This window comes from Corynebacterium nasorum (genome assembly GCF_030229765.1).
In the GTDB taxonomy this organism is placed as follows: Bacteria; Actinomycetota; Actinomycetes; order Mycobacteriales; family Mycobacteriaceae; genus Corynebacterium; species Corynebacterium kefirresidentii.
This window is the reverse complement of sequence record NZ_JASPGY010000007.1, coordinates 1-21,836: the sequence shown is the minus strand read 5'-3', so window position 1 is coordinate 21,836 and position 21,836 is coordinate 1. Positions and strand designations below refer to the sequence as shown.

18 protein-coding genes and 2 tRNA genes are annotated in these 21,836 nt (G+C 58.4%); 8 read left to right on the top strand and 12 right to left on the bottom strand.

The annotated features are described in order from the left end of the window. Positions 1–14 precede the first annotated feature (14 nt). The 4 genes from QP904_RS08135 to QP904_RS08120 are packed head-to-tail and all read right to left on the bottom strand — an operon-like array spanning position 15 to position 5,112. On the bottom strand, positions 15–1,637 hold the full coding sequence (locus tag QP904_RS08135) for a dipeptide ABC transporter ATP-binding protein (protein WP_238801158.1): 1,623 nt from the start codon (positions 1,635–1,637) through the stop codon (positions 15–17). Beyond that, positions 1,637–2,449 (bottom strand): ABC transporter permease, encoded by an 813-nt coding sequence (locus QP904_RS08130; protein ID WP_238801157.1) that lies wholly within the window; start codon positions 2,447–2,449, stop codon positions 1,637–1,639. Before QP904_RS08130 ends, QP904_RS08135 begins: the two co-directional genes overlap by 1 nt. Continuing rightward, positions 2,446–3,453, bottom strand: a complete 1,008-nt coding sequence (locus tag QP904_RS08125) for an ABC transporter permease (RefSeq protein WP_238801156.1) — start codon at positions 3,451–3,453, stop codon at positions 2,446–2,448. The genes QP904_RS08130 and QP904_RS08125 overlap by 4 nt, the downstream gene beginning before the upstream one ends. A 3-nt stretch (positions 3,454–3,456) precedes the next feature. After that, positions 3,457–5,112: a TIGR04028 family ABC transporter substrate-binding protein gene (locus QP904_RS08120; protein WP_284835856.1), complete on the bottom strand. Its 1,656-nt coding sequence runs from the start codon at positions 5,110–5,112 to the stop codon at positions 3,457–3,459. Positions 5,113–5,313: 201 nt separating this feature from the next. Here QP904_RS08120 and QP904_RS08115 point away from each other — a divergent pair, with 201 nt between their 5' ends. Continuing rightward, on the top strand, positions 5,314–7,182 hold the full coding sequence (locus QP904_RS08115; protein ID WP_284835855.1) for an FAD/NAD(P)-binding protein: 1,869 nt from the start codon (positions 5,314–5,316) through the stop codon (positions 7,180–7,182). 54 nt (positions 7,183–7,236) lie between these two features. Here the strand turns inward: QP904_RS08115 and QP904_RS08110 are convergent, their stop codons facing one another. Then, complete coding sequence (locus QP904_RS08110) at positions 7,237–8,394, bottom strand: cystathionine gamma-synthase (protein ID WP_238801153.1); 1,158 nt, start codon at positions 8,392–8,394, stop codon at positions 7,237–7,239. Between the two features lie 146 nt (positions 8,395–8,540). On the opposite strand from QP904_RS08110, the gene QP904_RS08105 reads away from it, so the two are divergent. Together QP904_RS08105 and QP904_RS08100 are read left to right on the top strand one after the other, a co-directional pair. Next, positions 8,541–9,548 carry a mechanosensitive ion channel family protein gene (locus QP904_RS08105; protein WP_238801152.1) on the top strand — a complete coding sequence of 336 codons (1,008 nt, stop codon included), beginning with the start codon at positions 8,541–8,543 and terminating at the stop codon, positions 9,546–9,548. Further along, positions 9,549–9,932: a globin gene (locus QP904_RS08100; RefSeq protein WP_238801151.1), complete on the top strand. Its 384-nt coding sequence runs from the start codon at positions 9,549–9,551 to the stop codon at positions 9,930–9,932. It begins immediately after the preceding gene. A gap of 98 nt (positions 9,933–10,030) precedes the next feature. Here the strand turns inward: QP904_RS08100 and ald are convergent, their stop codons facing one another. The 6 genes from ald to QP904_RS08070 form a co-directional block, all read right to left on the bottom strand. After that, entirely contained in the window at positions 10,031–11,122 is a 1,092-nt protein-coding gene (ald, locus tag QP904_RS08095; RefSeq protein ID WP_284835854.1) for an alanine dehydrogenase, read from the bottom strand. A gap of 284 nt (positions 11,123–11,406) precedes the next feature. Further along, entirely contained in the window at positions 11,407–12,045 is a 639-nt protein-coding gene (locus QP904_RS08090) for a DUF8185 domain-containing protein (protein WP_238801149.1), read from the bottom strand. A 42-nt stretch (positions 12,046–12,087) separates the two neighbouring features. Next, positions 12,088–12,504, bottom strand: coding sequence for an acyl-CoA thioesterase (locus QP904_RS08085; RefSeq protein WP_034660154.1), 417 nt, complete (start codon positions 12,502–12,504; stop codon positions 12,088–12,090). A 25-nt stretch (positions 12,505–12,529) separates the two neighbouring features. After that, positions 12,530–14,200: an energy-dependent translational throttle protein EttA gene (gene ettA, locus QP904_RS08080; RefSeq protein ID WP_284835853.1), complete on the bottom strand. Its 1,671-nt coding sequence runs from the start codon at positions 14,198–14,200 to the stop codon at positions 12,530–12,532. Between the two features lie 119 nt (positions 14,201–14,319). Continuing rightward, a complete protein-coding gene (locus QP904_RS08075) occupies positions 14,320–14,961 on the bottom strand; it encodes a single-stranded DNA-binding protein (RefSeq protein WP_239204949.1) in 642 nt (213 codons plus the stop codon). Between the two features lie 182 nt (positions 14,962–15,143). After that, positions 15,144–17,195: a bifunctional copper resistance protein CopD/cytochrome c oxidase assembly protein gene (locus QP904_RS08070; protein WP_023020891.1), complete on the bottom strand. Its 2,052-nt coding sequence runs from the start codon at positions 17,193–17,195 to the stop codon at positions 15,144–15,146. A 66-nt stretch (positions 17,196–17,261) separates the two neighbouring features. Here QP904_RS08070 and QP904_RS08065 point away from each other — a divergent pair, with 66 nt between their 5' ends. The 3 genes from QP904_RS08065 to cmrA all read left to right on the top strand — a co-directional run bounded on the left by QP904_RS08065 (position 17,262) and on the right by cmrA (position 19,187). Next, positions 17,262–18,179 (top strand): LysR family transcriptional regulator, encoded by a 918-nt coding sequence (locus tag QP904_RS08065; protein WP_023020890.1) that lies wholly within the window; start codon positions 17,262–17,264, stop codon positions 18,177–18,179. Positions 18,180–18,218: 39 nt separating this feature from the next. After that, positions 18,219–18,292 (top strand) — tRNA-Arg (locus QP904_RS08060). Positions 18,293–18,386: 94 nt separating this feature from the next. Continuing rightward, positions 18,387–19,187: a mycolate reductase gene (gene cmrA / locus QP904_RS08055; RefSeq protein WP_239207933.1), complete on the top strand. Its 801-nt coding sequence runs from the start codon at positions 18,387–18,389 to the stop codon at positions 19,185–19,187. On the opposite strand, the gene QP904_RS08050 is transcribed toward cmrA, so the two are convergent. Then, complete coding sequence (locus QP904_RS08050; RefSeq protein ID WP_023020888.1) at positions 19,184–20,725, bottom strand: alanine/glycine:cation symporter family protein; 1,542 nt, start codon at positions 20,723–20,725, stop codon at positions 19,184–19,186. The genes cmrA and QP904_RS08050 overlap by 4 nt on opposite strands. Before the next feature lie 211 nt (positions 20,726–20,936). On the opposite strand from QP904_RS08050, the gene orn reads away from it, so the two are divergent. Beyond that, entirely contained in the window at positions 20,937–21,584 is a 648-nt protein-coding gene (gene orn, locus QP904_RS08045) for an oligoribonuclease (RefSeq protein ID WP_023020887.1), read from the top strand. Positions 21,585–21,633: 49 nt separating this feature from the next. Next, a tRNA-His gene (locus QP904_RS08040) sits at positions 21,634–21,709 on the top strand. The last annotated feature ends 127 nt before the right edge of the window (positions 21,710–21,836 follow it).

Genomic DNA, 21,836 nt, shown 5'->3' with positions numbered 1-21,836 from the left:
TTCTGGGGATCGGTTTATAGCCCCAAGTTTAGGTCTCCGGCACGATAGCGGGAGCCTGGAATGGCGTCAATGAGTTGGCGCGTGTACTCGGTTTCCGGGTGAGCAAAAACCTGCGCCGTAGGCCCTGATTCCACTTGCGTACCGTGCGAGAGCACGGAAACGGTATCGGAAATCTGGTTTACCACCGCGAGGTCGTGGGAGATGAAGATATAGGTAAGCTCCAGCTCGCGCTGCAGCTCATCTAGCAGGCGCAGGATCTGTGCCTGGACGGTGACGTCGAGCGCGGAAACGGCCTCATCAAGCACCAGGAGATCGGGTTCAATGATCATGGCACGGGCAATGGCCACGCGCTGGCGCTGGCCTCCAGAAAGCTCGCGGGGACGACGAGACGCCATGGAAGAATCCAAAGCAACCAAATCAAGATACTCCCGTGCCTTTGCGCGAGCATCCCGCTTAGAGGCCCCGGTAAAGTTGCGCACCGGTTCGGCTACGGTATCGCCGATGCTCACTCGCGGATCGAGCGAACCAAAAGGATTTTGGTAAACCATCTGAACAGAGCGGCGCAGCTCCCGGCGGCGCTTGCCACGGGCGGTGCTGATATCTTCCCCCGCCAAGCGAATGCTGCCGGAGGTAGGCGTGCTCAGCAAGGAGATGGCACGGCCGGTGGTTGTCTTGCCAGAGCCGGACTCCCCCACCAAGGCATGGGTAGTACCCCGGGCTACGGAAAAGTTGATGTCATCTACCGCGGTGAAATCCCCGAAGCGCTGGGTGAACCCCTCGACTTCGAGCAACGTCTCCTGTTGGGCGGGCGTACTATTCCGCACCGGAGATGCACTCTGGGAGGAAGTAGGGGCGGTGAGCGAGGGGGCGTCAGCAAGCAGGCGCTTGGAGTAGGCATGCTGGGGCTCGGTGAGGACACGGGCGGCTACGCCCGACTCGCGGACGGTGCCCTTTTCCATCACCACAATATTATTGGCGCGGTCACCCGCCACGGCCAGATCATGGGTAATAAAAAGGATGCCCATGGTGAGCTCTTCGCGCATTTCATCAAGGAGATCCAGGATGATTTTCTGCACGGTGACATCCAGTGCGGACGTAGGCTCATCGGCGATGATGAGCTCTGGCTCCAGTGCCACAGCGGCAGCGATGAGCACGCGTTGCTTCATGCCGCCGGAAAGCTCATGCGGGTACTGATGATAACGACGCTGTGGATCATCAATGCCCACGCGCTCCAATAACTCCAGAGCACGCTTCTTCCGGGACTCCTTATCACCCTGCCGGTGGATGGCCATGCCCTCTTCCACCGAGGCTCCGATGGTCTTGAGCGGGTTGAGCGAGTTATTGGGATCCTGCGGAATCAACCCAATGCGGCGGCCACGCAGGGTACGCCATTGTTTTTGGGAGAAATGGGTGACATCGTGGCCGTCGAAAGTAATGGTGCCGGAGACAATCGAAGCATTGTCTGGCAGCAGGCCAATGGCGGCCATGGCGGAGGTGGACTTGCCGGAGCCGGACTCGCCCACGATGGCGGTCATTTCCCCAGGGTTCACTTCGAGCTCAATGCCGCTGACCGCTTCCATCTCACCTTGGGCGGTGCGGTACGTAATGGATAAATCACTAATGCTAAGCAGGGACATTAGGCCGCCTTTCGCAGTGTCTGGCTGAGGTGGTTGGCCGCAAGAACCACGGCGACGATAACGATGCCGGGGGCGATGGTCAGCCAGCCGGCGGTGGCAATATAGTCGCGTGATTCAGAAATGAGCAGGCCCCATTCCGGTGTTGGGGGCGGGGCGCCGTAACCAAGGAAGCCAAGGGTAGCTAGCTGCAAAATGGCCAGGCCGAATTGCAAGGCGGCTACGGCGAAGACTGCGGTGAGTGAATTGGGAAGAATATGGCGCACGAGCACCTGGAAGGCCGAGCCGCCGGAACCGTAGGCGGCCTCGACGAAATCGGAGCCGGCAACACTAAGAACCTGAGAGCGCGCGAGGCGCGCAAAGGTTGCCACGGAGGTAATGCCCACGGCGATGGCAGCATTAAAGATGCCGTGTCCGAGCACGATGATGACGGACAGGGAGAGCAAGAGCCCGGGTATGGACAGCAGCACATCCACGATGCGCATGATGACAGCATCGACCCAGCCGCGGCGCACTCCGGCGATAATGCCCAAGATGGTGCCGACAATGAGGCCAAACACTACCGCTAGCAGCGCACCCAGCAGAGATTGGCGCGCACCATAGACCACGCGGGTATACAGGTCACGACCGACGGCATCGGTGCCGAACCAGTGTTGGAAACTAGGCTGCAGCAGCGCCATGGTGTCACCGCCCTGGTTAGGGTCTTGGGAGGTAAATAGTTGGGGGAACAGCGCGCAGAGCACCGCTAGGCCCAGCACAATAAGCGAGATAATGGTGCCCGGGGTGAGCTTCAGCTGTGTGGATTTAAGCTTCATGCTTGGACCTTCTTCTCGTTCTTTGCGGGAGTATCGGCGGTGTTGGTGGTGTTGCTGCGTGCGCTATCGTGGCTACCCTCGCGCAGGCGCACGTCAAGCACTGGGTAGAGCAGGTCCACAATGAGATTGATGAGGACAAAGACGGCCGCGGCCAGCACCACGATGGCTAGCAATACGGAGGTATCGCGGTTGGCCACCGCATCCACGGTCAACGCGCCAATGCCGTGGCGGGCAAAAACTGCTTCCGTTACTACGGAGCCGCCAACGAGCTCACCAAAGGTAAGGCCGGCCATGGTCAGAGCTGGCAGCAACGCATTGCGCAGGACATTGCGCCACAGCAACCAGGCACCGCTAGCACCCTTGGCGCGCACTACCTGCACGAAGGACATATCCATTACTTCATCGATGGAGCGCAGTAGCACCTGCGCCAGCGGTGCCGCCACGAAGATGGCCAGGGTAATCACCGGCAGGATTAGGTTTTGGGCGTCACTCGCGCCGATGACCGGCACCCAGCCCAAACCAAAGGAAAATATTTGGATCAGGATGATGCCAATCCAAAAGGTCGGCAGGGAGACCATCACGGAAGGCAGGCTGCGGAAGAAACTGCGCAGCCAAGAGAATGGACCGAAGGTGGAGACGATGGCCACGAGGAAGGCTAAGGCCACTCCGAGGAGGAAGGCGAGGATAGCCAGCGCCAATGTGGAGGGAAGAGCATCCGCCAGCATCTCCGATACCGCAGTGCCGGTGGCGACGGAAAAGCCGAAGTCACCGGTGAGGAATCCACCGAGCGCGCTGAAGTAGCGGCTCAAGATCGGTTCATCGGCGCCATAAACCTCGCGGATAGCGGCCAACTGCTCGGCGTTGAGCCCTAGGGTCGGGTTGTCATAGCGGGTCGCGACGGCGTCACCGGGCAGCGCCGCCAAGAGGATGAATGAGAGGGTGAAGGTTGCCCAGATAACCAGCACGGCTTGGCCGATGCGTAGGGCGATAGATTTCAGGCTCATGGATTAGTCCTCCCCTTCTGCGGTGTTGATGTCTACCGCATAAAACGATGGACGGCCGATAGCCTCGGTGCTAAAGCCCTCGATATAAGGCTGGAAACCATATACCTGCGGCTCTTCGAACATGGGCAGGATATAGGCCTGTTCAGAGAGGTAGTCCTGCATGCGGCCAGTCATGGCCAGGCGGTCCTTTTCGCTGCTGAGGTCGAAGTACTCGTCCACCAATTTCTGCAGCTTCTTATCGCCGAAGCTATCGGTCTTTTCGTCATAGTTAAGGAAAGAATTGCGCCCAGTGCCATCTAGCCACGTAGCCAAGGTGTCCACATTGGCGCGGCCGGTCATGGTGTGGCGTACCTGCACGGTATCTTGGTCCTTCATGGCCTTCTGCTGCGCGGAGCGGTCACCCGGGTTGAGGTTGGCCTCAATGCCAACATTCTTGAGCATCTCTTGGGCCTTGGTGAACATCTCCTTAGAGCGCGGCTGCGGGACGGCCTCATTGAAGGTCACGGAAAGACGCTTGCCATCTTTCTCGCGGATGCCATCTTCTCCTTCGCGCCAACCGGCTGCATCGAGCAAGCGCTTAGATTCCTCTGGATCGAAGGCATAGTTCGCGGATTGATCCTTGTAGCCAATGGCTGTCTTGGCCAGGATCGATGTGCCTTTGGGATAGGAGTCAGAAAAGAGGGTGTTCAGAATATTATCGCGGTCGATGGCGTGAATAATGGCCTGACGCACGCGTTTATCCGCTAAAAGTGGGTGGCGGAAGTGGAAGTGGAAGCTATTATTCACGCCACGGGTAGGCGCGGCGAAAATCTCCAGGTTTTGATCCTTGAGGTGCTTTTCATCGGGAGCTTCGATCTGGCGAGCTATATCGGACTGTCCGGCCACAAGCGAGCCCACGCGCACGGAATCTTCGGCTGCGAGAACAATATTGATGCCCTCAATATCGGCCGGCCCTTGGTGGTCCTTGCGGGCCGGTGGCGCCCAGTCATAGTCCTCGCGCTTTTTGAGCACCAGCTTTGTCCCCAGCTCTTCTTCCTCGATGACGAAGGGGCCAGAACCAGAAATCGCGGTGGCATTGCCCGGTGCGAAGCCGGTGTCATCTAAATCCAGCGTGGCATTAGAAAGCAGCCCTTGGTTCATCACGGAGGTGGACTGTGGGAAGCCTGGGGAGGGCTCGCTGAAGTAGAACTTCACCGTGTAGTCATCGATGACCTCGGATTTTTCATAGTTAGGCAGCTGCTCCGAAGGGGTGAGCATGCGGTTTTCATCCCCTAGGGCATAAAGGTCATAGTTCTTCTTCACGTTCGCGGCATCTAGGCGGGAGCCATCAGAGTAGGTCACGCCCTTGCGGATCTTGAAGGTGAACTCGGTGTTGTCTTTATTTACCTTAGGCATCTCCTCCGCAATCCACGGGTGCAGCTCAAGAGTATTTGGATCCTGCCAGAGCAGGCGATCAGTGATGTTATTGAGCACACCACCGTTGGGGTAATAGCCGCCGGAGGGTGGATAAAGGTTATTGAACATATTGGGCTCGACATAGGTGACCATGCCATCTTCCGCGGCGTGGGAAGTAGAGGCGCACGAGGTTAGCGAGAGAGCAAGCGCGCCGCTGGCCAGGACCGCGGCCACCGGCCGCAGGAGCCGAGAAAGTTGCTTCATAAAAGCTCGATTTCCTTTAAGTCTTAAGTAGTACTCGCCCATTAGACCACACTCACACCTACAAATACAAGACCGGGCGGTCTACTTTATCACCTGCCGAAACAGGGGAAATGAAGCCATACCATAGACAAAACGGTCTATTTTATTCTTACTGCCGGGTGCGATGTTCCTGGAAGAAGCTGAATGTGGCACGATAGAGGTATGTCTACTCCAGCAATCGCGATCGTCGGCATGGGCCCGCGCGGCATTTCCATCTTGGAACGCCTGTCTGCCCGCATGGACGATTCCAGCGACCCTATTACCGTCCACCTCATTGATGATGCCCAGCATGGTGCCGGCCGTATTTGGGAAACGGATCAAACCAAAACCTTGTGCATGAATACCCGCGCCGGCGCCGTCACCCTTTTCACCGAGCCCGGCGCCACCGTAGACGCCCCTGTGCTCGAAGGCCCCATTCAGTACGAGTGGATTAAGCTTCTGCGCGGCGAGGGGGACGACATTTCCGCCGCCAAGCGCGAGCTTTTTGAACAGCATCCCCCAGCCGCACATATTGCGGAAGACTACCGCGAAGAGCTTGCCGCTACCCGCCCAGAATCGAATCCTTCCCGCGCCCTTTATGGCGAATACCTGCGCTGGGTCTATGACGTCGTCATCGCGCGCCTGCCCAAGAGCATTTCCACCGTGAGCCACTTCAGCCGGCTAGAGACCATCGCTGAGGACGACCACGTGGATGTCCTCCGCTTGGCGGATGGCTCCGAGATGCGCGCCGATGCCACAGTGCTGGCCTATGGCTGGATGGTTCCGGAATACAACGAGCAGGAAAAGCAGCTGGCGGCTTCCGGCCTGAACTGGATCGCTCCCGATAACCCGGTAGAGCAAGACTATGCCGCCATCCCTAGCGGCGAGGACGTGCTGGTGCGCGGGCTAGGCATGGGCTTTTATGACATCATGGCACTAACCACCATCGAACGCGGCGGCACCTTCGTCGAAGATTCTTCCGCGCGCTCCGGCCTGCGCTACGAGCCCTGCGGCAAAGAGCCCAACTTCATCATTTCCTCCGGCCGCGGCTACCCCTACCACCCCAAGTCCGAGTACGGTGAGCTGCCGCCTACCATGCCGCGCCGCCGCCTGAAGAATGTCATTGCGGAACTCAGCGGCACTCAAGACATCGACTTTGACGCCCAGGTCTGGCCTGCCATCGCGCGCGATAGCTACGAGGCTTATATCACCACCTTGGAGCGCGTACGTCCGGATTCCCTCCTGCGCCCGCGCACGGAGATTCTCGATGTTATCGATGCCACCGCCCCGGATGAGCTAGGCGCGGCTATTGCGCCCATGGTTACCGAGCCATGGGATATGAATGATCTCATGTACCAGATCGCTGGGTTTACCGGGGACATCACTGAACTCACCGAGCACATTGCCCAGTCCATGGAAAGCGATATCCGGGAGGCCGCCGCCGGCCATGACTCCCCCATCAAGGCCGCGCTATGGTCGCTATCGCAATCGCGCAAGCCCGCCTCCATCCTTGGCGCGGAGGGCCGCTATACCCGCGAGTCCCGCACCGGCCGCTATGCCCAAGTAATGTCCTTTGGCCAGATGATAGGTTCCGGCCCGCCGCTCTTCCGCGTGCGCCAGCTGCTCGCGCTTGTTGACGCCGGCTTGGCCCACTTCCTCGGCGATCACCCCACCCTGGCCATCGAGGCAGATCATTTCACCCTAACCTCCGGCCCACGCTCGGCTTCTGCGCCCACGCTTGTCGACGCCTTTATGCACCGCCCCGATATCCGCTCCGCTGGCGACGCAATGACTCGTTGCTTGGTGGACTCAGGCCGCGTGCGACCTTTCCCCGACCACGGCCAGCCCACCGGTTCACCGGAGACCGATGGCCCTACCCGCCGCACCGTTCACTCGGACGGCGAGCTGGATGCGCGCTTGCACATTGTAGGCATCCCCACCTATTCCCAGTGGCCGGATACCACCATTTCCCCCATGCCAGGAACCGACCCACTCATGCTGCAGGAAACCGACAAGGCCGCCGGTTCCCTCCTGGCCATGGTGCGTTCCTAGCCACCACCGCGCTAATGGCCCGGGCCAGGCCGGTCCCGGTCCCGCCACCGCGGCCTATAGCGCGTCGAGGGCCTGCTCCAAATCCGCGAGCAGGTCATCGATGTCCTCAATGCCAATGGAAATGCGCACCAGATCCTCCGGCGGCACCAGCTCCGACCCTTCTGCGGATACGTGCGTCATATTCTTCGGGTGTTCGATGAGCGACTCCACCCCACCCAGCGATTCCGCTAAGCAGATAAGCCGCGTATTGAGACAGATCTGCTTGGCATGCTCCGCACTATGGAAGCGCACGGACATCATGCCGCCAAAGCCACGCATCTGCTGTGCCGCCAACTCGTGGCCTGGGTGCTCCTTGAGCCCTGGGTAGAGCACCTGTTTGACCTCGGGACGATCCTGCAAGAATTCCGCTACCTTCTGCGCATTGGCGCAGTGGCGATCCATACGCACGGATAGGGTCTTGATGCCGCGAGCGGTGAGGTAGGCGTCGAAAGGCGAGCTCACTGCACCCACATTGCCCTGGAAATAGAGAAGGCGCTCGTCCACGTGGGCGTCATTAGTCACCACCGCACCGCCCAACACATCGGAGTGCCCACCTAGGTATTTGGTGGTCGAGTGCAGCACATGATCCGCGCCCAGCTCCAACGGGTTCTGCAGGTAAGGCGTAGCAAAAGTATTGTCCACCAGCACCTGCGCGCTGCCCTTAATCTTGGCCACCGCAGCGATATCGGTAATATTCAGCGCCGGATTAGTAGGCGTTTCCAACCAAATGAGCTTGGTATTATCCTGCACCGCGGCCGCAACGGCTGCGGTGTCACTGGTATTTACGATGGACATCTCCACGCCCCACTCGGTGAAATCATTGAGCAGGCGGTAGGAACCGCCGTAGGCGTCATTGCCCAAAATGACGTGATCGCCAGGGCGCACCAAGATCCGAATCAGCGTATCGGCGGCAGCCATACCGGAAGAAAACACGCGGGCATACTCAGCGCCCTCTAGCGCCGCTAGAGTGCGTTCGAGCGAGCGCACGGTGGGGTTTGCCACGCGTCCGTATTCGAACCCGCCGCGCAGCTGCGCTAAGCCGTCTTGCGCAAATGTGGTTGAGGCATAGATCGGCACATTAATTGAGCCCATGTGGGGGTCGGGGTGGTAGCCGCCATGGATGGAACGGGACGTAAAGCCTTGAGCGAGGTTCTGCGTGCTGCGTTCAGTCATAGCACCACAGTCTAGACTAAGCTGTTCATTTCTAACGGAGAGATGAGCATTTATTTTCACACTCTCGGACGCCACAATTCATCACACTTTCAGGTTCGCCCCTTACAATGGGCGCGGTTCCTTTTGTACTCGACTTAGAAAGAACAATGACTACGCAATTCTTAGCCTCAGCCGCTTCCACCAAGGACTCGGCCGTCGAGTCCGTCTCCAACTTTTGGAACGATGAGACGGTGCAAAGCTGGCTTATCGAGCGCCCCATTCGCATCGCCGTCATCCTTATCCTGGCCGTAGTTGCCCACTGGCTCCTCCACCGCATTATCAACAAGGTGGCTGATAACAGCATCAAATCTTCTGGGCTGGATAAGCAGCGCTTCCGCGGAAAATTCAAGAGTCGGGCCAACCGCCCCGAGCCCACCCAGCAAGAAGAGGCCATGCGCCATACCCGCGAAACCCGGCGCGCTTCCCGAATTAAGACGCTAGCTGGAGTGGCCCGCTCCGCCGCCGCCATTTTCGTGTGGGTATGGGCCGTTATTGCCATCTTGGATGAATTAGACGTTAACGTGGCACCGCTTATCGCCTCTGCCGGTGTTATCGGTGTTGCCCTTGGTTTTGGCGCCCAGGCGCTGGTGAAAGACTTCCTATCCGGAATTTTCATGCTCATTGAGGATCAATACGGCATCGGCGACGTGGTTGACCTAGGCAATGGCGTCTTCGGCGATGTCGAGTCCATCTCCCTGCGCATCACCACGGTTCGCGATATCGACGGCGCCCTGTGGTACGTGCGCAATGGCGAAATCCTCCAAGTAGCCAACCACTCCGATGAGTACTCCGTTGCCCGCATCCAGATTCCTGTGGGCCTTTCCAATGACCCAGAGGTTGCCGGCGAAGTCATCGAGGACGCTGTGAAAGAAGCGGCACAGGACGATAAGGTGCGCAAGCTCATCCTCAGCACGCCCCGGGTGGATGGCATGTCCGGCTTCGAGCCGGATTATGTTTCCTTCCGCGTTTCCACCAAGACCCTGCCGGGCAAGCAGTGGGACGTTCAGCGTTTCCTCCAATCCCGCGTGCTCAATGTCATGCATGCTAAAGGTATTACTACCCCCTACCCGCACGGTATCGGCATTGCCGATCCCCGCAAGGAAGAAGAAGAGTAAATGGATTCAGTCTATGAGGCCATCGGCGGCATGGAAACCTTTGAGCGCCTCGTCCACGGCTTTTATTCCCAAGTCAAAGGGGACGATGTCATCGGCCCGATGTATCCCGATAATGACTGGGAAGGTGCCGAACAGCGACTTACTTGGTTCCTGGCGCAATACTGGGGCGGCCCCCAGCTATTTTCCGAGAACCGCGGGCACCCGCGGCTGCGCATGCGCCACGCCCCCTACCCCATCGACATCACCGCCCACGATCGGTGGCTGGAACTCATGGGTAACTCCCTCGCAGCGATCGACGCGGAAACCATCCCACCGGCCTACCGCGAGATGATCTGGGATCATATGCAGCGCGTGGCCGCCATGATGATCAACAAAGCACCATAACCGCACTGTCTTCCCCGCGCACGAGACAAGCCCGGCTCCCGCTATTTAGCGAGGAACCGGGCTTGTGGTTTATCTAGCGCGCACTACGAACGCAATGCTTAGTCTTCCCAGTCAAAAGCCTTACGCACAGGCTCGGAGACCAAACGGCCACCGCGAGTCATTACGCCACCCTCCAGGCCTGGGTAGCGCTTGATGGCGGCGTCTAGGCTGTCGTTAGCCACAGCACGGATGTACGGCAGGGTCGCAGAAGACAGCGCACGGGTCGAAGTATTGGCCACTGCACCCGGCATATTTGCCACGCAGTAGAACAAGGTGTCATGCACCTTGAAGGTCGGCTCATCGTGGGAGGTCTTCTTGGAGTTCTCGAAGCAACCACCCTGGTCGATAGCCACATCGACGAGAACTGCACCCTTCTTCATCTTCTTTACGGTTTCCTCACGCACCAGCTTCGGTGCGGCAGCGCCTGGAATAAGTACGGCGCCGATAACGAGGTCGGCTTCCTGCAGTTCCTTGTCAATGGTGGCTGGATCAGAGATCAGGGTGCGCACACCGCCAGCGTATTGATCATCGAAGCGCTGCAGCACGTGCGGGTCAAGGTCGAGCACTGTCACCTCGGCGCGCAGACCGTGGGCCATAGCAACGGCGGACGCGCCAACCTGGCCACCGCCAATGACCACGACGCGTGCCGGCTGGGTGCCCGGAACACCGGAGACCAAGAGTCCGCGGCCACCCTGGGTGGACAGCAGGTGGTGGGTGCCCTCGATAGCAGCAAGACGGCCTGCTACCTGGGACATCGGGGTAAGAAGTGGCAACGTGCCGTGCCGGTCGGTGACCGTCTCATAAGCAATAGCGGTGGTATTGGCCTCAACAAGCGCCTCAGTCAGCGGTCGGTCCGCCGCAAGGTGCAGGTAAGTAAAGACGGTAAGGTCCGGACGCAGGTACTGGTACTCAGACTCGAGCGGCTCCTTGACCTTCAGCAGCAGTTCCGCCTGCGCCCAGGTATCTTCCGCAGTGCCAACGATGCTGGCACCGGCAGCCTCATACTCGGAGTCTGGGAAGGACGCACCTTCACCCGCACCGGTCTCGATGAGGACCTCGTGGCCGTCGTGAACGAGAGTCTGAGCGCCGCTCGGGGTAAGAGCCACGCGGTTCTCGTTATTCATGATTTCTTTAGGCACAGCAATACGCATTACACAATCTCCTTGCGGGTGGAGTAAATTACATCGACCACGTAAGGGTAACGCAGGACACGTTTGCGTGCGGCGCTATGTTCATAAAATCACAAAGCGGGGGTATCAACGCAGCGAGCCATAAGGTAAATGTGCTGCTCAAAGGAGTATTTCCCCATTTGGTCAGAAGCCCCCTCCCCCTAATGTGGACCACTTTCGGGCAATCTCGCCAAACAAGACGCGCGCACCGGTCCTATTAAACAGAACCGACGCGTGGCTGCCCGATATCTCGCAGGCCAGCGAAGCTAGAACAGCGACAGACGAGTAGAACGGTAGATGCTGCCAAAGGGGGCGTCGAGACGCACCCAACGGCTTAGTTGAGCCACCCGCAGGTGCCGCGGCACGTCCATTGGGGCGGAAAATCCGGGGATAAGGCCCAAGTTGGTGCAAGCAAAAATCATGCGCATGGGAATTTCCACCGTGGCACCATCGCCCTCTACGGTAACGACGGTTTGATTCAAAAGACTGGACGGCGGGCCCATGGGGCCAGAAAACTGCCGGGTCAGCTGCTGTCCTTTATCGGATAGCTCGCGCACCACTGTAACCGGCAAGGTATCAACCACACTGTAGCCGGTGGCCGGCGGAAGTGCCCCAGGCCACGACGGATCGCGGGCAGGTCCCAAATCTAACTTTCCGCTCGATTCGTGCTCGTCGAGCTGCTCAGCCAGCGTAGCCGCAGAAACCACTGCCCCATCGCGGGACGCGACGCCCTGCACACGGCGGGAGGCAACCACCTCGAAGGGTGTGGTGACAAAGACATCGACGACGTCGTCAGTCAGCTGGCGCAGGCGGACCGAGGCACCCGCATCCAAGCCAACTGCGCGCGTGACAAGGGCCCGAAGGCCGGGTCCACCGCTTCCGATCTCTAGAGTTTCGGTGACCATGCCTTCGGGCCCTGCCTTTCTCATCTTCGCTCCGTTCCGCGGTTAATTGGCCGCGGTATTTTGCAGAATATCCTTTTCCTGTTCCGTCAGCGGACGAGGAGTCTGCTGCTGACGATCAATGACTACCTGCACGCACTCCACGGTTGCCGCGACCTCGCCCTGGTCATCCTTGACCTGCTGGGTGGTGGTAAACGAGGTGGTACCAATCTGCGAAATGGTAGTTTCTACCTCCACCGTAGTGGTGTCCTTAAACTCCATCGGGCGAAGGAAGTCCACATCGAGGTGGCGCACGAACGCAATGAAGTCAAGGCCTTTGGAATAGATATGTTCCTTCGCAAAGGCCAAGCGCGCTTCCTGGGCGAGCTCGATGTAGTTTGCATTCATCATGTGGCCGTACATATCAAAATCCGACCAGCGGGTTTGAATACGATACGTGTGCACACTTGGGGTTGCCATCATTCTCCTCAGTAAATGCTTCAGCTACTTAGCGGGTCAGCTTGCGGTGGGTCACGCGAGAAGGACGGGCTGCCTCTTCACCAAGGCGGTCGACCTTATTCTTCTCATAATCGCCGAAGTTACCCTCAAACCAGAACCACTGACCTTCTTCCACATTGCCTTCCCAGGCCAAGATGTGGGTACAGGTGCGGTCCAAGAACCAGCGGTCGTGGGAAATGACCACGGCACAGCCCGGGAACTTCTCGAGCGCGTTTTCCAGCGAGCCGAGGGTTTCCACATCCAAGTCGTTGGTCGGCTCGTCAAGGAGGATCAGGTTACCGCCCTCTTTCAGGGTCAGCGCCAAGTTCAAACGGTTGCGCTCACCACCGGAGAGCACCTTGGACGGCTTTTGCTGATCCGGGCCCTTGAAACCGAAAGCGGATAGGTAGGCACGCGAAGGCATCTCGTTTTGGCCCACGTGAATATAATCCAGGCCGCCGGAGACGACCTCCCAGACAGTTGCCTCGGGGTCGATATTCTCACGGTTCTGATCCACGTAAGACAGCTTGACGGTATCGCCCACCTCGACGGAACCGGCGTCCGGCTGCTCCAAGCCAACGATGGTCTTAAACAGGGTGGTCTTACCCACGCCGTTCGGGCCGATAACGCCCACGATGCCATTGCGCGGCAGGGTGAAAGAGAGGTCCTTAATCAAGGTGCGGCCATCAAAGCCCTTCTGCAGGTCCTTGACCTCCACGACCTTATTACCCAAGCGCGGCGGGGTAGGAATCTGGATCTCTTCGAAGTCGAGCTTCTTGTATTTCTCGGCTTCTGCAGCCATCTCCTCGTAGCGCTCCAGACGGGCCTTGTTCTTGGCCTGGCGAGCCTTCGCACCGGAGCGTACCCACTCCAGCTCGTCCTTCAAGCGCTTGCGCAGCTTCGCGTCCTTCTTGCCGGCAACCTCCAGACGCTCCTGCTTCTTATCCAGGTAGGTGGAGTAGTTACCCTCGTATGGGTAGAGCTTGCCGCGGTCAACCTCACAAATCCAGCCCGCGACGTGGTCGAGGAAGTAGCGGTCGTGGGTCACGGCCAAGACAGCGCCCGGATAATCAGCCAAGTGCTTTTCCAGCCACTGCACAGACTCGGCGTCCAAGTGGTTCGTAGGCTCATCGAGCAACAACAAGTCCGGCTCGGTAAGCAGGAGCTTAGCCAGCGCTACGCGACGGCGCTCACCACCAGAAAGGTTGGTCACCGGGGCATCGGAAGGCGGGCAGCGCAAAGCTTCCATTGCCTGCTCAATCTTGGAGTCGACCTCCCATGCATCAGCAGCATCGAGCTCTTCTTGCAGCTTGCCCATTTCTTCCATGAGCTCATCGCTGTAGTTGGTGGCCATCTCTTCGGCGATCTGCTCGAAGCGCTGCTTCTTTTCAAAGATTTCGCCCATGCCCTCTTCGACGTTGCCGCGCACGGTCTTCTCGTCGTTGAGCGGCGGCTCCTGCTGCAGGATACCCACGGTGGCGCCCGGATCTAGGAAGGCCTCGCCATTGGAAGGCTGGTCCAAGCCGGCCATGATCTTCAAAATGGAGGACTTACCGGCACCATTGGGGCCGACCACGCCAATCTTGGCACCTGGGTAGAACGCCATTGTTACATCGTCAAGGATGACCTTATCGCCAATTGCCTTGCGCACGTTTTTCATCGTGTAGATGAATTCGCCCACTTTTACCCCTTTGCAAAAATTTGGGAGACGTATTTATCTACACAAACACTACATCAGAACCACCGCTCGAGTGCCTCGGGTCAGGTACGCCCGAGGCGATCAAGCCAGGGAGGAAACGCTTAAGCGTTCACTGGGGCGGATTCTGCCTCGGCAGCCTCCTCTTCCACTTCGGCGTCGAAGGCATCTTCTTCCCCACCGCGTGCAGCTGCGGCTCGTTCGGCAAGGTAGCGGTCCGCTGCGGTATCGGCAGCGGTGTCTCCCTGCCCCGCCTGCTGCGACGGCAGGCTGTGGTCCACGTCTGGTTCGATAGCATTGTCCCCCAGCTCTGGGACCGCGATATTTTCCTGGTTGTACTGCGGGACGAGGCGCTTTGTACCGATAACGTGACGGTTCAAGTCCAGGCCCACGTACTGCGCCTTAATATACGTGCGGAAATGATCGGCACCCTGGTCATCACGCCATTGTTCGGTAACGAGAGACCCCACGATGACTAGAGGCATGCCTTTTGCCAGGGATTTGCGCACGTTGATGGCGAATTGATTCCACATCTCGACGTCGATATAAAGGTGGTCCACGTCGCGCCACTGCGGGGCCTTGGCGTTTGGCCCTTCCATATTGTCCACACCGGCATCGGCTTGGCGGTCCGGAATCCGGCGCGAGGAGGCGACGCGCAGCTTGGCTTTATAGGCCCCAGTGGAGGTTTTGGTCAAGATTGGGTCGCGAGTAAGGCGACCGGTCAAGGTAATTGGGTATTGGGACATGGTGCTAGAAAATCCTTTGCTGGATAGTTGGGTTGGCGAGTGTGGTTTTCCTCGCTCGTTTGCACATCCTGATGCCCGCGCACAAGCCACACCATGCCGGCGACCCCAACCCTGTGAATAACTTGTTGTATCCGTCAACGAAGGACAGAGTTTGGGGAGATTTTTAAACGGTTATCCACAGGCTAGCGCCCGCGGAAGCTCGATTCATCGCCGTGTCCCATATCCTGCAGCATCGCGTTATAGCGTTCCAATTCGGCATCATCGTCCGCATCCGCCTGCATATCATGGCGGCGGGCGGTAGCACGGTCATCGCCCAGCCAATCCAGGAAGAGCTTGCCAAAGACGATGACCAGCGGGAACTGGCCAAAGCCCCACGCAATGCCGCCGCCCACGCGCTGATCTTGGAGCAGATCCTGATCCCACGGCAGGTCCAAATACTGATAGAAGTCGGCACCCAGCACGCTTTGCAGCTGCATGAGATATACACCAGCAAAAAGGTGGAACGGCATGGAAAGGAATAGCACGGCCAAGCGGAATGGGGTAGATCGACGATTGGGAAGCGGGTCCGGCCCGATGATTTCCCAAAAGTAGAAGCAGCCAGAAACGATGAACGCAAAGTTCATAATGAGGTGGCCTGCGTGTTCCGAGATGGCAAATTGATACAGGCTCGGGAACAAATACAACACGTACAGGAAAAATAGGTACTGCACGAGATTGACAAACGGATTGGTAATAAACGCGACGACCTTAGATTGGGTGGCCGCCAGCGCATAGTCATGCAGGCTCGGCTGACCCTTTGGCCCAGGCTCAAAGGCCTCCATAAGCAGGGTCAGTGGTGCACCAAGGACGAGCAGAAGCGGTACCGCCATCGACAAAATCATATGTACCAACATGTGCATCGAGTACATCGCTGGCATATAAAGTCCCAGGCCGGTAGACATCACGAGGGTCATACCCAACGCGCCGCTCATAAACCATGCAGTACGTCCCTTATTCCACGTCAGGCCACGCTTATGCACGCGGTAGACGCAGTAGCCATACGCCGCGGCCAAGAGCAGGCCAATGGTGCCGAACATGATGTCAAAGCGGAACATGGTCCACACATTGAGCACCGTGGGCTTTTCAAAGAGCTCATAGCCCATCAAAATCTGCATCGAGTTGAGGTTCGGATCGCGCGGCGCTGGGGGCACGGTGCGACCCAGCGTAATGGCCACGCCAATGGTGCCGGCCATAACCGCTACTTCCACAATGGCGATACGGATAAAAAGGCGCGGATCCTTGCCCAGCTGCGGGATGGTGAGCTCGCGGTGAGCAAGGCCGAAGATTCCCAGCAAAATCGTGAGTACGAACTTAGTGATCAAGATGATGCCGTAGGCAGAATCCACCAAATCGGAGATATTCATGCGGATGAGGGTGTTGATCAAGCCCGATACTGCCAGCACCACAATGGCCATGAAGGCAATGCCGGAGTAACGCTTTACCGCAAAGGCGAGATTGGGGCCAAGGCGCCGACCATGGGCGATTAGCGCCATGAGCCCGCCTACCCACAGCATGACAAAGACCAAGTGCCACAGGAGCGAATTGGTGCCATAGTCGTGGTCACCACCAGCCGCGGAATGGCCTTCCATGCCGATGGGCACAACCTGCAAGATGGACAAGAAAAGCAGCACCGGCTGCATCGACCAGCCACGACCGCACAGGCCAAGAACGCCCACGACAAGGGCGATGAGTACGGAGATTCCCCACACAATGGTGGTAGAAATTTCCGTCAACGCCATCTTCATAGTGGAAGGTTCAAATACCTGAAAAAATGGCGCTCCGGTGAGATCGGACATAATGAGCGGAATTTCCACTAGCCCCACGGCCGCCACACCAAAGGAAGCCCAGGTACCTGTGCGCGCGGCGATGTGGCCGTCGACGGACAAGGGGGCGTCGATAAGCGCAGCGTTGTCTCCACGCGGAGCAATGAGGAACGACGAGGCGAGGAACGAGCCGATGGACAAAGCCATGAGTATCCAAGCCAAGCCGCGAAAGAGCGGCAGGCCAAAGGTGGTAATGCGGCCGGGGTCCGGAATTCCCAGGGCCGCTAGGGAATCAGCGAGGAGAAACAGGGAAATGAAACCAGCGATCAAGCCGGCAATAAGCATCGCTGCGACATAAATTCCCCAGGAAGAACGAGGTTTCTTCCCCGCTTTATTTACACTGTTAACCTGCTCATTTGCCATAGTGCGCATTGTATAGCGCAACCTAGTTCCCCACCTAACACACATTTTGTCTTTACATGTGCCATGATGGAGCTTATGGACACCCGTCAACTTCTTTATTTTCGCGCCGTTGTAGACAATGGCTCTTTCACGCACGCTGCCGAGTCCCTCGACATGACCCAGCCGTCCCTGAGCCTTTCCATACGAAAGCTAGAAAAGGAACTTAATGCCCAGCTCCTTTCGCGCGGGCGCTCCGGCGTCTCCACCACGGAGGCCGGCGATTATGTCTATGAAACGGCCGTCAAGGTTGACGCTTTACTGAACGAAACCCAGCGCCATATCAGCGAAATCACCGGCGACAAGGCCAGCACCGTTTCCCTCGCCTCCGCCCCCATTTTGAACTGGGAATTTACCCCTTCCGCCCTGGCCGAACTGAAGCGGATTTACCCCACTGCCACTATCTCGCTGGACGACGCCGCGCCGGCCACCGCCATCAAACGCCTGCTGGATGGCCAGGTAGACCTAGCGCTTTTGCCGACATCCGACCCGAAAGCCTTCCTCCGCCGCTACGCCCACGAGCTCACCATCCACCAGGTGGCCACGTTTGATTACTCCGTCGCCCTACCCCAACGCCTTGCAGGGCTTGAGTCTCCCGTCTCGCTCGCGGACCTGCGCGGCGAAACCTGGCTCATTCCGCCGCGCAGCCGCGAGCTTCCTGAGCTAGCAGAATTCTATAGCGACCTGTGGAATAGCCGCCCTGGCCTCAAGCCAGAAAGGACCCAGGAGGTAGCCAGCCTCAATAGCGCCATTCCCATGGTCTCCAGTGGCCTAGGCGTAAGTATCGTGCCCAATTGCGCACCTGCTGTGCAGCCACAGGGCATTATCAACCGCCCAATTTCCGATGAGCTGCCGCACTACTACGCCATCGTGGCCTACCGCACGGATCGCGAGCTGACCGCTGCCGCCCAAGACTTGGTAGACATCCTGCGCGCCCCGCAGCGCACCCTGGCTTAGGTTTCCCCGCCGTCGTGGGCTACTATGAGTGGGTCATAAGCCCCCATAGCTCAGTGGATTAGAGCAGTGGGTTTCTACCCCATGTGTCGCGGGTTCGAATCCTGCTGGGGGCACCGCGCGAAGCCTTGAGGCGCCGAGTTTCTCGCCGCTTCAAGGCTTTTTGTTTACGCTAGGTCTCACCATGCCCCATCCCGGAAAGGATTAACCATGTCGCTTCCCGCCCCCTCCCGCACCTCCTATGCCCTCGTCACGGGAGCCAGCCAAGGCATTGGCAAAGCCATGGCACAGGATTTCGCTGCCCTGGGTTATAACGTCATCCTCGTGGCCCGCCGCCGCGAGTTACTGGAGTCCATTGCTGCGGAGCTCGAGCAGCGCCACAATATTGACGCCATCGCCCTACCGGCGGATCTCGCCGTGGCTGACGACGTCGCCCGCGTAACCGACACCATCGCCACCCACGAGGTGTCGATCCTGGTTAATTCCGCCGGCATCGCCAGCTTCGGCCCCTTCATGGACCAGGACTGGTCCTACGAGACCACCCAGTTTGAGCTCAATGGCACTGCTGTCCATCACCTCACGCGGGCCGCCTTGGAACACATGCTGCCGCGCCGCAGCGGCGCCATTTGCAATGTCGGCTCTGCCGCGGGCAATATCCCCATTCCCAATAACGCCACTTATGTCTTCACCAAGGCCGGCGTTAATGCGTTTACAGAGGCCCTACACTACGAGCTAAAGGGCTCCGGCGTATCTTGCACCCTGCTCGCCCCCGGCCCAGTGCGCGAGGCCACTATCGCCGAAGAAGACCAATCAATCGTGGACAAGGTAGTTCCGGATTTCTTGTGGACCACCTATGAGTCTTGCTCCCAAGAAACAATTGCAGCGATGCGCCGCAACCAGCGCCGCGTGGTGCCAGGGCCCTTGTCGAAGGCTATGAATACCCTCAGCCAAGTGCTGCCCACCCCGGTAATTGCACCGCTGGTGGGCAGCTTCTACGCCAAGATGGGCTAAGCCCCGGCGTCTTCTAGATCCTTGTTTTTGAGCACGCTGTCCTCGCCGCGTGCTCGTTTGCGCTCTACCCAGAAGTCTGCATTCCTGATTCCCAAGGCCTCGGGGTCGAACTGCGGATCCTTGCCAGCCTTCTTCTGCTTCTCATAGTCTTTGAGTGCCTTGATGGCAGGAACCTGGAGGAAGAGGATGGCAATGATATTAAGCCATGCCGTCGTGCCAACGCCGATATCACCGAGCGCCCACGCCGCCCCCGGGCTGGTGGTAGCACCGACGATGACGGAGACAATAATCAGCGCGCGCAGCACCCAAATCAGGCCACGGCGAGCAGCGCGGGAGCGTACCCACCGGTTGAAATAGGTCAGGTTAACCTCGGACATGTAGTAGTACGCTAGGACCGTCGTAAAGGCGAAAAAGGCAATGGAGACCGCGATGAAGGTGGGTCCCCATCCTGCAAAGACGCTATCGAGACCGGACTGCACATAGCCAGGCCCCACCTCAACGCCTTCTGGCAGCGAACCGTGGTAGACCACTTCACCATCCTCGGAGCTACCGCGGAAGACGGTGTACATATCCGTAGAAATGATCATGAACGCGGTAGCCGAACAGACAAAGAGCGTATCGACGTAGACCGCAAAGGACTGCACGAAGCCCTGCTTAGCTGGGTGGGAAACCTCAGCGGCTGCAGCGGACTGCGGACCGGTGCCTTGACCGGCCTCATTGGAGTAGATGCCGCGCTTTACACCCCACATGATGGCCGCGCCGAGCATGCCGGAGAAGCCGGCTTCCATATTGAAAGCAGATTTGAAGATAAGCCCGAAGACCTCTGGAATCTGCGAGAAGTTCATGCACATGACCACCACAGAAATCACAATGTAGATAACCGCCATAAAGGGCACGACGATGGTGGCGAAGTTCGCAATACGCTTCACGCCACCGATAATGATGATGGCCAAAATGCCCGCCAGGACAACGGCCGCCCAGGTAGAGTTCACGCCCCACGCGGTATCGGCCGCGGCAGCTACCGCGTTGGCCTGAATTGCGGGAAGGAAGTAGCTGGTTGCCAGGATCATGGCGACGGCAAAGACGATTCCGTAGACCACCATGAAGGGTGCAGCTTTAGTGTGCTTGTAGGCCTTCTCGATGTAGTACGCAGGCCCTCCGCGGTATTCGCCGGTGTCCTGGTCCTTTTCCTTGTAGATCTGGGCCAACGTACATTCGATGAACGAGGTGGACGAGCCCAAAAGCGCCACTGCCCACATCCAGAACACGGCACCAGGTCCACCGAAGGCAATGGCCGTGGACACGCCGGCGATATTACCCACACCCACGCGGCCAGATAGCGAGACCATCAAGGATTGGAAGGAAGAAACGCCGTCTGCGGATTTTTCTCCGTTCACGATCTGTTTGAGCATGTCCGGAATGCAGCGCACCTGCAAACCGCGTGTCACCACGGTGAAATAAATACCCGCGCCGAGGCATAAAAACACCAAGACAGGGGACCAAATTACGGTATTGAGGGCATCGAGAAAGTTTGCCATCTGCTCTCTCCTAAGTCTGTCGCACCTCCCGAATGAAGAGCGATAACCCAGAGTATGCCCTAACTCACACTACGATATGAGGCAAATCACCAATTATTTTTATGCAGAACAGAAACACACTCACGGGAAGGCCGCCCTACCCAGTGACAATCACCCCTCCAGAACAACCCCGCCCGTACCCCATCTAGGGGTAAAAGGAGGCGGGAGTAGAATGGGCCGCATGCCACATTCCGACATTGCCGCAAAGCACGACCGCCTCGTTTGGATCGATTTGGAAATGACCGGCCTGGACCCCGAGCGCCATGTCATCGTCGAGGTCGCCGCCGTCATCACCGATGGCAATCTCAACATCCTGGGAGAGGGCATCGATCTGGTCGTCCACGCCACCGAGGAGGAGCTGGCACAGATGGATTCCTTCGTCACCGAGATGCATGCCAATTCCGGGTTGGATAAAGAAATCCGCGAGTCCACCACCTCCATCGGCGAGGCCGAAGATGCCGTACTTGCGCTCATCAACGAGTACTGCGATCCGGAGCACCCCGCTCCCCTGGCCGGCAATTCCATCGCCACTGATCGCACCTTCATCCGCACCTATATGCCCCGGCTCGATAGTGCCCTGCACTACCGCATGATCGACGTGTCCACCATCAAGGAGCTTGCCCGCCGCTGGCACCCGCGCGCCTATTTCAACCAGCCCGATAAAGGCATGGTCCACCGCGCACTGCAGGACATCATCGAATCCATCCGCGAGCTAGACTTCTACCGCCGCAGCGTCTTCCGCACCGATGAGGGCCCTACCTCCCCCGAGGCGGAACAGATAAAGGCGGAAACCACCGCAGATTACCAGGCGTTTTTGTAATTTAGGCGGCGTGAGTTAACCTATATCTCGTTGCTTTAAAGCAGCGATGGTGGCTGTAGTTCAGCTGGTAGAGCACCAGGTTGTGATCCTGGGTGTCGCGGGTTCGAGTCCCGTCAGCCACCCCAAGTGCCCGAGCCTTGCGCTCGGGCTTTTTCAGTTTTCTACCTGCATGCTCGGGTTAAGGGTCAAAATGTGTGTCTGGCTCGGCGTGTCGCGGGGGTTAGATTTGGCCTTTTTGAATGCCGATTGAGT

Coding starts and splice junctions, on each gene's coding strand:
- QP904_RS08050 (WP_023020888.1), bottom strand. CDS start 20,725: ATGGCAAACTTTCTCGATGCCCTCAATACCGTAATTTGGTCCCCTGTC.
- QP904_RS08120 (WP_284835856.1), bottom strand. CDS start 5,112: ATGAAGCAACTTTCTCGGCTCCTGCGGCCGGTGGCCGCGGTCCTGGCC.
- orn (WP_023020887.1), top strand. CDS start 20,937: ATGGGCCGCATGCCACATTCCGACATTGCCGCAAAGCACGACCGCCTC.
- QP904_RS08110 (WP_238801153.1), bottom strand. CDS start 8,394: ATGACTGAACGCAGCACGCAGAACCTCGCTCAAGGCTTTACGTCCCGT.
- QP904_RS08135 (WP_238801158.1), bottom strand. CDS start 1,637: ATGTCCCTGCTTAGCATTAGTGATTTATCCATTACGTACCGCACCGCC.
- QP904_RS08085 (WP_034660154.1), bottom strand. CDS start 12,504: ATGATGGCAACCCCAAGTGTGCACACGTATCGTATTCAAACCCGCTGG.
- QP904_RS08065 (WP_023020890.1), top strand. CDS start 17,262: ATGGACACCCGTCAACTTCTTTATTTTCGCGCCGTTGTAGACAATGGC.
- QP904_RS08090 (WP_238801149.1), bottom strand. CDS start 12,045: ATGGTCACCGAAACTCTAGAGATCGGAAGCGGTGGACCCGGCCTTCGG.
- QP904_RS08125 (WP_238801156.1), bottom strand. CDS start 3,453: ATGAGCCTGAAATCTATCGCCCTACGCATCGGCCAAGCCGTGCTGGTT.
- cmrA (WP_239207933.1), top strand. CDS start 18,387: ATGTCGCTTCCCGCCCCCTCCCGCACCTCCTATGCCCTCGTCACGGGA.
- ald (WP_284835854.1), bottom strand. CDS start 11,122: ATGCGTATTGCTGTGCCTAAAGAAATCATGAATAACGAGAACCGCGTG.
- QP904_RS08105 (WP_238801152.1), top strand. CDS start 8,541: ATGACTACGCAATTCTTAGCCTCAGCCGCTTCCACCAAGGACTCGGCC.
- QP904_RS08100 (WP_238801151.1), top strand. CDS start 9,549: ATGGATTCAGTCTATGAGGCCATCGGCGGCATGGAAACCTTTGAGCGC.
- QP904_RS08070 (WP_023020891.1), bottom strand. CDS start 17,195: ATGCGCACTATGGCAAATGAGCAGGTTAACAGTGTAAATAAAGCGGGG.
- QP904_RS08075 (WP_239204949.1), bottom strand. CDS start 14,961: ATGTCCCAATACCCAATTACCTTGACCGGTCGCCTTACTCGCGACCCA.
- QP904_RS08115 (WP_284835855.1), top strand. CDS start 5,314: ATGTCTACTCCAGCAATCGCGATCGTCGGCATGGGCCCGCGCGGCATT.
- QP904_RS08130 (WP_238801157.1), bottom strand. CDS start 2,449: ATGAAGCTTAAATCCACACAGCTGAAGCTCACCCCGGGCACCATTATC.